Source organism: uncultured Allofournierella sp. (assembly GCA_944382705.1).
Lineage (GTDB): Bacteria > Bacillota > Clostridia > Oscillospirales > Ruminococcaceae > Allofournierella.
The window spans coordinates 56014-65631 of the sequence record CALWNE010000027.1 but is presented as its reverse complement, the minus strand read 5'-3'; the positions used below and the strand labels follow the sequence as shown (position 1 = coordinate 65631).

Annotated in this window: 14 protein-coding genes; 3 read left to right on the top strand and 11 right to left on the bottom strand. The window is 55.4% G+C overall.

Going from position 1 to position 9618, the window contains the following annotated elements; genetic code table 11:
* Positions 1–221 precede the first annotated feature (221 nt).
* The 7 genes from ACH2EM_RS03825 to ACH2EM_RS03795 form a co-directional block, all read right to left on the bottom strand.
* Complete coding sequence (locus ACH2EM_RS03825) at positions 222–449, bottom strand: hypothetical protein (RefSeq protein WP_395150777.1); 228 nt, start codon at positions 447–449, stop codon at positions 222–224.
* A 135-nt stretch (positions 450–584) separates the two neighbouring features.
* Positions 585–1439 (bottom strand): pseudouridine synthase, encoded by an 855-nt coding sequence (locus tag ACH2EM_RS03820; protein ID WP_395150776.1) that lies wholly within the window; start codon positions 1437–1439, stop codon positions 585–587.
* Between the two features lie 45 nt (positions 1440–1484).
* Positions 1485–1883, bottom strand: a complete 399-nt coding sequence (gene ytfJ, locus ACH2EM_RS03815) for a GerW family sporulation protein (protein WP_395150775.1) — start codon at positions 1881–1883, stop codon at positions 1485–1487.
* Positions 1884–1962: 79 nt separating this feature from the next.
* The gene (locus tag ACH2EM_RS03810) at positions 1963–2826 is read right to left on the bottom strand and encodes a hypothetical protein (RefSeq protein ID WP_395150773.1); all 864 of its coding nucleotides are present in this window, start codon (positions 2824–2826) and stop codon (positions 1963–1965) included.
* Positions 2827–2879: 53 nt separating this feature from the next.
* Complete coding sequence (gene scpB / locus ACH2EM_RS03805; protein ID WP_395150772.1) at positions 2880–3440, bottom strand: SMC-Scp complex subunit ScpB; 561 nt, start codon at positions 3438–3440, stop codon at positions 2880–2882.
* A gap of 8 nt (positions 3441–3448) precedes the next feature.
* Positions 3449–4165 (bottom strand): segregation and condensation protein A, encoded by a 717-nt coding sequence (locus ACH2EM_RS03800; RefSeq protein WP_395150771.1) that lies wholly within the window; start codon positions 4163–4165, stop codon positions 3449–3451.
* 12 nt (positions 4166–4177) lie between these two features.
* Positions 4178–4852 (bottom strand): site-2 protease family protein, encoded by a 675-nt coding sequence (locus ACH2EM_RS03795; RefSeq protein ID WP_395150769.1) that lies wholly within the window; start codon positions 4850–4852, stop codon positions 4178–4180.
* A gap of 298 nt (positions 4853–5150) precedes the next feature.
* Between ACH2EM_RS03795 and rpmB the strand changes: the two genes are divergently transcribed.
* From rpmB to ACH2EM_RS03780, 3 genes are all read left to right on the top strand, one after another.
* Positions 5151–5339, top strand: coding sequence for a 50S ribosomal protein L28 (rpmB, locus tag ACH2EM_RS03790; protein WP_395150768.1), 189 nt, complete (start codon positions 5151–5153; stop codon positions 5337–5339).
* 295 nt (positions 5340–5634) lie between these two features.
* On the top strand, positions 5635–6312 hold the full coding sequence (locus tag ACH2EM_RS03785; protein WP_395150766.1) for an MBL fold metallo-hydrolase: 678 nt from the start codon (positions 5635–5637) through the stop codon (positions 6310–6312).
* A gap of 29 nt (positions 6313–6341) precedes the next feature.
* Positions 6342–6713, top strand: a complete 372-nt coding sequence (locus tag ACH2EM_RS03780; RefSeq protein WP_395150764.1) for a VOC family protein — start codon at positions 6342–6344, stop codon at positions 6711–6713.
* A 51-nt stretch (positions 6714–6764) separates the two neighbouring features.
* Here the strand turns inward: ACH2EM_RS03780 and ACH2EM_RS03775 are convergent, their stop codons facing one another.
* From ACH2EM_RS03775 to ACH2EM_RS03760, 4 genes are all read right to left on the bottom strand, one after another.
* The gene (locus ACH2EM_RS03775) at positions 6765–8117 is read right to left on the bottom strand and encodes an MATE family efflux transporter (RefSeq protein ID WP_395150763.1); all 1353 of its coding nucleotides are present in this window, start codon (positions 8115–8117) and stop codon (positions 6765–6767) included.
* Between the two features lie 184 nt (positions 8118–8301).
* Entirely contained in the window at positions 8302–8613 is a 312-nt protein-coding gene (locus tag ACH2EM_RS03770; RefSeq protein WP_395150761.1) for a hypothetical protein, read from the bottom strand.
* A gap of 94 nt (positions 8614–8707) precedes the next feature.
* Positions 8708–9049: a phenylpyruvate tautomerase MIF-related protein gene (locus tag ACH2EM_RS03765; RefSeq protein WP_395150759.1), complete on the bottom strand. Its 342-nt coding sequence runs from the start codon at positions 9047–9049 to the stop codon at positions 8708–8710.
* Between the two features lie 26 nt (positions 9050–9075).
* Entirely contained in the window at positions 9076–9618 is a 543-nt protein-coding gene (locus ACH2EM_RS03760) for a hypothetical protein (RefSeq protein WP_395150758.1), read from the bottom strand.

Below are 9618 nucleotides of genomic sequence, written 5' to 3'. Positions count from 1 at the left end.
CCAGCTGTCCTCGATTTTCTGTGTTCTTTACCAGCATTTTTATCACCCTACACCATTATACCCCATTTTCTTCCATGATACGAGAAAAAGGCCGCCTTTTGGCGACCTTTTTCGACAGGCTGAAACCTGCCCCCAGATGGGGCAGGTTTTTTTGATGCTTTGTGCAGGCTTTTAAGGCAGAGTGCAGACCTTAACCTGGATTGCTGCCGCAAAACAAGCCCTCAATCCAGCGAAAAATCCTCTGCCGAAAACTCCGGCAGCTTGGGCTGACGACGAGGTACACGGCGCAGGGGGTCGTACTCAAATTTTTTGCACTTGTGATAGGGCGACACCACGCCCTGTTTGCTGCACAAAATCATGCGGGGGTCGGTTGCCTGCCGGCCATACTCACAGTAGATACAGGCCGGGGCAATGTTGGCCCCAAAAATGGGCTTTTTACGCAGCAGCATGGCGAATTCCTCCTTTTGAACGCTTGGCCTGCCCGACGGCACAGCGCCTTGCAGAACCAGGCAAACAACCAGCCTGCATTCCCACTGGGCTTGCGCAAGCTTGTGGAGCAGGTTTGCAGCCTGCGGGGGAGTGCATTAACCCCGGCGATTGCCAGAGCGGCCTGCACCGCCGGGACGGCCACCGGAACGGCGGTTTTTCTGCTTTTCCCGGCGCTGTTCCGCTTCTTCCTGGGAGCGCTGAGTCTGAGCCTTTGCCTTACCCTTCTGGCCAGCGGCACGCAGGGCAGCCACCTCGCTCTTGGTCAGCTCACGGTACTGGCCAGGCTGGAGCATTCCCAGCTTTACGGCGCCCATGGCGTTGCGGCGCAGACGAATTACCTCCAGGCCCACTGCCTGGCACATACGGCGGATTTCCCGGTTTTTGCCCTCCTTGATGGTCATTTCCATCACGGTACGGTTGGGCTCATCCACTACCACATTGATGACGGCGGGCTGGGTAACGGTGCCATCCTCCAGGGTAACGCCCTTGCTCAGGGCAATCACCTGCTCCTCGTTGGCACGGGGGCGCACTGTAACACGGTACAGCTTGCTTACCCCGTGGGAGGGGTGCATCATCAGGTTGGCAAAGCTGCCATCGTTGGTAAGCAGCAGCAGGCCCTCGCTGTCCTTATCCAAACGGCCCACCGGGAACACACGCACGGGGTATTCACTTACCAGGTCCATTACCGTTTTGCGGCCCCGCTCATCGCTGGTGGTGGTTACAAAACCACGGGGCTTGTGCAGCATCAGGTAATGAAGTTCCTGCTTTTTTTCCAGCCGGATGCGCTGCCCGTCGATGCTAAGAACATCCCGGTTTACATCCATCTTATCGCCCAGTCGGGCGGGGTGGCCGTTGATTTTTACACGGCCTTCCGAAATAATCTGTTCAGCGGCACGGCGGGAACACATTCCCTGCTCGGCCATTACCTTTTGTACTCGTTCCAATGCCATAGTTTTTTTATTCCTCTATCTTTTAGTTGGGTCTGGGGTATTTTATTAAAGCTCGGTCTGGCTGGGCTGGGGTGTAGGCTCAGGCTTTGTGCCCAACAGAGCACCCAGCTTATCCACCAGTTCCGGCACCATGTTGAGGGCACGGTCCACCGTGCTGTTGGTATCCGCCAGCTGCACCGTGCGCACATTGCCGTCCTTGATGACCAAAAAAGCCACCGGAACCACCGAAACACCGGCACCGCTGCCGCCGCCAAACAGTTCTTTGGTGGTTTTTGCGCCAAAGTCCGACCCACCGGATGCAAACCCAAAGCTCACCTTGGAAACAGGCAGAATAGTAGTGCCCTCCACCACAATGGGTTCTCCAATGATTGTGTTGGAGCCAACCATTTCCCGGATTTTATCCATGGTAACGCTCATAAGACCTTCCAACGGTTTTTGTGCCATCTTGCAGTACCTCCAAGGTATTTCAACCAGTTTTGTGTTGGGGGCGCACCGCCGGGGCGGGGTTTGCCCTTTGCTTGTTTTACCACACCTTCTGCCGCTTCAGCTGCACCAGTGCCCAGATTGCTATATTTACCATTATAATCAGTTGACCGGTTACTTTACAAGAGAAAACTTCCCGGCCTGCATCTTCGCCGGTGTAATCCGGCCAGATATCCAGCTGTTTAAATTGCAGCCGAAAGAAATTATTCAGTATTCCCAGGCTGCTGTGCAGGGCTGCACGGGCCCAGCCTACACCCAGGGCAGTGGCCGCCGCATCCCTGCGGTGCACCGGCACCGCAATGCGGATGTGATGAATCCGCAATCCCCACAAAAGCCGCCGCACTGCTCCCCCTGCTGTTTGAATCAGGCTTTGCAGCCTGCCATCTGCCAGCCAGCGCATCACCCAGCTTTCCTGGGGCTGGCTCTGGGGGGCTGCCGCAGGCTTTTGTTTTTGTTTGGCAGTATTTTGCCCTGTGTCTTGCCCAGCTTTTTTTTGCTGGTCTGCCTGACCGCCCAAGGGTGAGGCTGTTTGGTGCTGCTGAGAAGCCGGTGCACCGAGGCTCTGGACCGGGGGCAGTTCTTTTGGCGGCGGTGGGGCCGGTTGCTGACCTCCCGGCTGAGAAGAAAGCCCCTGGCCGGGCAGCGAGTTTGGCTGGGGCTGCTTTTGCCGGTCAGCTTTTGGAGGCCTGGGTCGCTTTTTGGCAGGCCTAACGGGCTTTTCTTTTTTTGGGGGCCGTGGGTAGAGGGCAAACCGAAGCCCCAGCAGCTTCAGCTTTGCCGTAAACTGCCCCTGGGCATAGTCCAGCTCCAGGGTTACGGGCAGCAGCAACACCACAGCAAGCAACGCCAACACTGCCAGCAACAGCCAGCCAATTGCCTTTAAAAGCAACAGGACAACCGCCATTTTACTGCCTCCCCCCTGTTTTTTGTATATTTCAGTCGCAACAATACAAATAGTTATTTGTTTTCCTGTGTTTCCGCCGGTTGCGGCAGAATTCCCTCCTGGGGGCGCAGCGCAGGAAGCTGCTCTAAATCTGCCAGGCCGAAGGTGCGCAGGAATACCTCGGTGGTGCGAAAGCTCACCGGGCGGCCGGGCAAATCCAAACGGCCCGCCTCCTCCACCAGCCCTTTTTCCATAAGCTTTGCAATGGTGGAGGAAGAATCCACTCCACGCACCTGCTCCACAAACCCGCGGGAAACCGGTTGGTTGTAGGCAATCACCGCCAGCACCTCCAGTGCCGCCTGGGAAAGGGGCGTGTTGCGCCGGTTATCCAGCACCCGCTTAACCGGTTCCTGCACCTGGGTTTTGGTGGCCAGCTGCCATTTATCCCCCAAGGGCAGCAGGCAGATGCCCCGGTCGGCTTTATCGTATTCTTTTTGCAGCAACTCCAAAAAGCGCAGCACGGTGGCCCGGTCGGTTTCCAGTGCCTCGGCAATGCGCTGGGCACTAATGGGCTCTCCATGGGCAAACAGTACCGCTTCGATGGATGCTTTGATTTGTTTTTCCTGTTGGGTCATTGAATGCTTCACTCTCCTGCTCGTTTGCCCCGCTGCCGGCTGACCGACAGTGTTTCATCCATCTGAATTTGTACACGGCCTGCCCGAATCAGCTCCAGCACCGCCAAAAAGGTGGCCACCGTCTGGCTGCGGCTCTCCTGCCTGCTGAACAGCGCCCGCAGGCTGGACACACGGCCCATGACCAGGCTGCGCAGTACAAACACCACCCGGCTTGCAACCGACACAAAGGGCGCAGTCACCAGCGGCTCAAAGGTTTGTTGCGAGGGTGTTTTGCGCTTTTTGCCCCGGCCCATCAGCTGTTCCATGGCCCGCAGCAGCAGGGATGCCTCGTGCCGGTACCCATAGGCTGCATCGCTTTCCATCTCCAGCGGTGCACGCACAAAGGTACAGTTGGCCTGGGCTGCCTCGCCCATCTGGCGGGCAACCTCCTTGCAGGCGCTGTACTCAATCAGCTGGCCGGTAAGCTCCTCTTTCAGGCGCTGGGCTTCCTCGCTGCGGGGCAGCAGCAAAAAGCTTTTCATCTGCACCAGCCGGGCGGCCATCTCGATGAATTCACTGGCAACCTCCATGCGGTTGTCCTGCAAGCTGCTGATAATGGCGGTGTACTGGTCAATCAAATCCAGAATGGCAATGTCGTAGATGTTCATTTTGTTTTTGCTCACCAGATAGAGCAGCACATCCAGGGGGCCGTCAAATTCCTCCAGATGAAAGGTAAGGCTTTCCATCGGTTTTCCCCCTTATACCGCCAGCCCTGCTGCTCCGTACACCATGTGGTCCACAAAAGCGGTGCCCTGGTTCAGCAGATTCAGCATCCAGTTATTCATCAGGCTGAGGGGTACATCAAACACACCCAGCATGAGCAGCAGGAACATTCCAATAAAAATGTACCGTTCGTACTGCATAATTTGGAAATACAGTTTGCGGGGCAAAAACACCGTGGCAATGCGGCTGCCGTCAAAAGGTGGAATGGGCAACAGGTTAAAAACAGCCAGATTTACATTAATCAAGATAAGGATGCGCAAAAAGGACAGCAGCAAATCAAAAACAATAGTATCCGGCGTGTAAAAATAAGCCAGTTTATACAAAATGGTAACGAAATAAGCCGCCAGCAGATTGGAAAGCGGCCCGGCAGCGGCGCTGATGGCCATACCCAGCTTGGGGTTTTTGTATCGCTGGGGATACACCGGCACCGGCTTTGCCCAGCCAATGCCTGCAAAGATCATACACAAAGCACCCAAAGGCTCAAAGTGAGCCAAGGGGTTGAGGGTCAGGCGGCCCATGGCCTTTGCTGTGCTGTCCCCCAGTTTATCGCTTACCCATGCATGGGCGGCCTCGTGCAGGGGAATAGCCAACAGCATGGCAATGCCCCGCAGCACCCAGACCATCAGCTGCACTGGATTCATCAATCCCATAATGTACTCCTTTTCTTTAACGATTTATTATATAAATACATTAATTATAACTGTAAAAAGCAATCTCGCCTTTGTGGCACAGCGCTGCTGGAAACCATCGCTCCTGCTGGCTGGGGTTGCCATCTGTTGGGGCTTTTGGATTGCTGTATCAGTCGTATTATACCGTTTTTTCCCCTTGGCCACAAGCAAAAAGGGGCTTTTTGATGGTTTTTTTAGATATTTTTTAAAAAAGCCTTGATTTTTTCCGGAATGCTTGGTATCATATTCTAGCAACTTATGTTAAGAGGAGGTGCAGCAAATGGCAAAGTGCAATTGTTGTGGCAAGGGCGTTTCTTTTGGTATCCAGGTTTCCCACTCTCATCGTCGGTCTAACCGCACCTGGAAGCCCAATGTGAAGCGTGTTAAGGCTATTGTAGACGGTTCTCCCAAGTACATCTACGCCTGCACCCGCTGCCTGCGCTCGGGCAAGGTTACCCGCGCTGTCTGATTTACAACGCAAAAAACTGCCGGTCACATTCGTGACCGGCTTTTTTCTTTGTCTGGGCATTTCTGCTTGACTGCCCCGCCCTTAACCTTTTATAATGAAACAAACCATTCATCTGGCAAAGGCATTCCACGGAACCCGGTATTAGTTCCATTCCAGCTGGTTTCTGCACCGCAAAATGGAATGCCCCCCCTTTTGCCGTTCCCCTGTTCCCTGCCTGGCTTTTGCTAGGCCAAGCAGGCCGCTTAGTTTATTCCCCGGATGCTGTACTGCACGCCGGACAAAGGAGCCGATTGTTATGACCGTTACCCACATCTACCACAGCGGTTTTTTGGTGGAGCTGGAACACACCCTGCTGCTGTTTGACTACTACCAGGGCCAGCTGCCCCCTCTTAACCCCCAAAAACCCCTGTTTGTGCTTGTTTCCCACCTGCATTACGACCATTTTGACCCCATCATCTGGCAGCTGAGCCAGCAGCACCCCCAGGTGTTTTATGTGGTGGACCAGGCAATTTCCGTTCCCCCGGAGCATAAGGCACTTACGGTGCAGCCCCGCCGGGAATACCAGTGGCAGGGCCTGGGCATACGCACCCTTCAATCCACCGATGAGGGCTGTGCCTTCGTGGTGCAGGCGGAAGGATTGCAGATTTACCACGCTGGAGATTTGAACTGGTGGCACTGGGAAGGCGAACCGGACCAGGCCAACCTCTGGCATGACCAGGCATTCCACGCCGAGCTGGACAGCCTGCGGGGCCAAACCTTGGATTTGGCCTTTATCCCCCTGGACCCCCGGCAGCAAGACAATGCCTGGTGGGGCTTTGCAGACTTTTTAAAAGCCTGCCCCTGCCGCCATGTGTTCCCCATGCATTATGCAGACAACAAACCGGGAATGCTGGCTTACCTGAAACAGCCTGCTCTGGCCCCCTGGCTGGACTGCATTCATACCGAGGACTGCTGGCAAGGCCCGCAGCGCTGACCAAACCCACCTAAGGAGGATTTTCTACCATGAAATTCAAGATGATTCACGAAAATTACAATGTGCTGAACCTGGAGCGCTCCCTGGAGTTTTACAGCAAAGCCCTGGGCCTTGCAGAAGTTCGGCGCATTACCGCCGAGGATGGCTCTTTCATTATTGTGTACCTGGCAAACAGCGAGAGCAGCTTTCAGCTGGAACTGACCTGGATGCGGGACATGGAGCGCCCTTACAACCTGGGCGACTGTGAATTCCATCTGGCTTTTGAAACCGAGGATTTCGAGGCTGCCCACAAGCTGCACCAGGAAATGGGCTGCATCTGCTTTGAAAACCCCGCCATGGGTATCTACTTCATTCAGGACCCGGACGGCTACTGGCTGGAAATTCTGCCTGCAGGCCGCTAACAAAAAGCAACCCCCACTGTTCTCTTAGGCAACAGTGGGGGTTATGCTTTGTTATGCAGAGATTTTTTGCAGCTTGGCCATCGTCTGGCGGTACAGCACCAGTGCCAACAGAGCAGCCAGCAGTTCCGCCACCGGAAAAGCCACCCACACGCCCGACAGCCCTATCCATTGAGAAAACACCAGGGCTAGGGGCGGAATCACCACCAGCTGGCGCACCAGCGTAATGGTAAGGGATTGAAGCCCCTTTGCCAATGCTTCAAAGCAGCCAGCCAACACGGTGCCCAGGGTGGATACCAAAAAGCCCATGCTGGTAATGCGCAGCATCTCCACGCCCAGCCGCATCATCTCCGGGTCCGCCCCAAACAGGGCCATAATGGGGTTGGGCAGCAGCCAGAACAAAAGGGTTCCTGCACCCATCATGCCAGCGGTAAGGGCCAGGCTCCACCGGATGGTACTGTGCATTCGGTCCAGCTTGCCGGCACCGTAATTGTAGCTAATCAGCGGCCGCATTCCCTGAATCAGTCCATTGGCTGGCATATACACAAAGGTTTGCAGCTTGAAGTAAAGGCCGAACACCGCCACAGCCAGGGCGTGCAGGTCCACCAGCAGCGCATTGAGCACCGCCACCAGAAGGCTGGGCATGGCGGTCATAAGGCCGGAAGGAATGGCCACGCTGTACAGCCGTGCAGCGGTGGAGGCATCCGGCTTGAGGTAGCGCCACTGGATATGAATGCCGGTGTTAGCCTTTGCAAAATAGGCCACGGCCAGCAAACAGGCGGTAATCTGGCCAATGACGGTGGCCAGTGCCGCCCCTGCAACGCCCATGGCAGGCAGGCCCCACAAACCAAAAATCAGCACCGGGTCCAGAATGATATTTACAATGGCACCCACCATCTGCAACACCATGGGCGCCATCATGTTGCCCACTGCCTGAAGCAGCTTTTCGATGTAGATATGCAGCATGGAGCCTGCACACAGGCAGATGACCAGCCGGGTGTATACCAGGCTCATTGCCAGCACATGGGCATCCTGGGTAAACAGCTGCAAAAAGGGCCGGGCCAAAAACAGCCCCACAAACAAAAACACCAGCGAATGCAGGGCCGTGAACACCAGCCCCATGGAGGCAGCCCGGTCCACCTGCTCCTGCTCTCCCCTGCCCAGCTGGCGGGCCACATAGGCATTGGCGCCAACACCAAACCCAACCGCCACTGCCAGCACCATATTTTGCAGCGGGTATGCCAGCGAGACCGCCGTGAGGGCATCGTTGCTGAGCCGGGCTACAAAGATACTATCCACCACATTGTATAACGATTGAATCAGCATGGAGAGCATGGGCGGCACCGCCATGCGCAAAAGCAGAGGGAGTACCGGCGCACTGCCCATGGGATGTTGAGGGCGTGTCATAAAATCAAAAATCCTTTCTGTTAAAAACCGCACAAAAAAAAGAGCCATAGCCCCCTGTTTAAAAACTCAGAAACAGAGAAAAGCTATAGCCCTTTTGATGTACAAAAATCATTGCCGCCAAATGCTCTGGCAGCTCAGGCAGGTGATATGATACCACACCTGTGGCAAACCTGTCAAGCAGGGGTTAGTTCAAAATCTTGATGCCGCCCAGCAAAGGCACGGGTTTTTCCTGGTCTTGCAATGCATACACAAGACCAATCACCCACACCACCAGCAGAACCAACGAAATCAGGCCCAATGCCAAAGACAGAATCCAGCCCAAGAAGGGAATCCAGCCAAACAGCACCCGCACCAGGCTGATAACCAGGCTGGCCAGATTGATGACCAATGCCTGGTTCAGATGGAACCGGGCCCCCTGCTGGTCTCCTGCCACATAGGCCAGAATCCAGCCCACAAAGGTGAGGTATGCCACGATACCAGTCAATTTACGATCCATGTTTTTTCCTCCTAATTGGCGTACAGCACAGATCCAGCGGCGCTGAACAGCCAGTTTGTTTTGCTTGCCGCTGCCTGCAGATTGCGGCCGGTGATTAAAAATTGCGGCCATTCCAGCCCCAGTCCTGGGTTTCGGTGTACCGTACATACACCCGCTGGGACTCCACATCCAGTACACTTTCCAAAATTTCGGTTACACGGCCGGTAAGCTCGTCGCAGGCATCCGCCCGGGCTCCGCCGAACAAGTCCACCCGTACCATAGCCGCCGGGGCATCGCTGCCTGCGAACCAAAGCCGGGCTTCATCCTCCAGCTGAACCATGAGCCAGTCCTCATTTTTGCCGGGAATCACCGCAATGGCGTGCCCCAGTTGGTTTTTCAGCATCTCCCCCGCACCGTCCGAAACAGACAGATTTGTGGTTACATGAACAAATGGCATTGCTATTACTCCTTTCCTGCAACGGTTTACAGCAGATGACGGATGCGCGGTTTAATACGCAGCACATACATCTGTAAAACACTCAGCAACGCTGCATCGTATACAAAAAAGCAGAGATTGCCCAGTGCCAAAAGAACCGCCAGCAGCCAGCTTTGGGTCTGGGCAAATTCCTCCACCAAGCCCGGCATAGGCAGAACAAACAGCAGCAGTCCATACACTGCCACCACTGCCAGGTTGAACACCGCCGCCTTGCACAGCCAGGCCAGCGGCTTGCAGTGCATCCGCTGCAGGTGGGCCTTTAGCAAGGGATAGTGACCAAACAAAAACACAAAAAACAGCGCCAGCTCCTTATCCGGCACCAGCAGCACCGAAAGAACCGAAATCGCCCCGTAGCACATCCAGGCCAGGCGCATACCGCATTCCATGGCCACCACCATGAGCATAGCCCCTGCCAGGGCAGGTGCGCAGAAGGTGGCACAGGGAATGATGCTTCCGCTGAGCATCAGCACCACCGAAAGGGCGCAGATTACCCCGCACAGCGCCACCCGTTTGCTTCTACTCCGAGCCAT

Excerpts from the sequence above, each read along its gene's own strand:
- ACH2EM_RS03825 (WP_395150777.1), bottom strand. The coding sequence starts at position 449 with ATGCTGCTGCGTAAAAAGCCCATTTTTGGGGCCAACATTGCCCCGGCC.
- ACH2EM_RS03820 (WP_395150776.1), bottom strand. The coding sequence starts at position 1,439 with ATGGCATTGGAACGAGTACAAAAGGTAATGGCCGAGCAGGGAATGTGT.
- ytfJ (WP_395150775.1), bottom strand. The coding sequence starts at position 1,883 with ATGGCACAAAAACCGTTGGAAGGTCTTATGAGCGTTACCATGGATAAA.
- ACH2EM_RS03810 (WP_395150773.1), bottom strand. The coding sequence starts at position 2,826 with ATGGCGGTTGTCCTGTTGCTTTTAAAGGCAATTGGCTGGCTGTTGCTG.
- scpB (WP_395150772.1), bottom strand. The coding sequence starts at position 3,440 with ATGACCCAACAGGAAAAACAAATCAAAGCATCCATCGAAGCGGTACTG.
- ACH2EM_RS03800 (WP_395150771.1), bottom strand. The coding sequence starts at position 4,165 with ATGGAAAGCCTTACCTTTCATCTGGAGGAATTTGACGGCCCCCTGGAT.
- ACH2EM_RS03795 (WP_395150769.1), bottom strand. The coding sequence starts at position 4,852 with ATGGGATTGATGAATCCAGTGCAGCTGATGGTCTGGGTGCTGCGGGGC.
- rpmB (WP_395150768.1), top strand. The coding sequence starts at position 5,151 with ATGGCAAAGTGCAATTGTTGTGGCAAGGGCGTTTCTTTTGGTATCCAG.
- ACH2EM_RS03785 (WP_395150766.1), top strand. The coding sequence starts at position 5,635 with ATGACCGTTACCCACATCTACCACAGCGGTTTTTTGGTGGAGCTGGAA.
- ACH2EM_RS03780 (WP_395150764.1), top strand. The coding sequence starts at position 6,342 with ATGAAATTCAAGATGATTCACGAAAATTACAATGTGCTGAACCTGGAG.
- ACH2EM_RS03775 (WP_395150763.1), bottom strand. The coding sequence starts at position 8,117 with ATGACACGCCCTCAACATCCCATGGGCAGTGCGCCGGTACTCCCTCTG.
- ACH2EM_RS03770 (WP_395150761.1), bottom strand. The coding sequence starts at position 8,613 with ATGGATCGTAAATTGACTGGTATCGTGGCATACCTCACCTTTGTGGGC.
- ACH2EM_RS03765 (WP_395150759.1), bottom strand. The coding sequence starts at position 9,049 with ATGCCATTTGTTCATGTAACCACAAATCTGTCTGTTTCGGACGGTGCG.
- ACH2EM_RS03760 (WP_395150758.1), bottom strand. The coding sequence starts at position 9,618 with ATGGCTCGGAGTAGAAGCAAACGGGTGGCGCTGTGCGGGGTAATCTGC.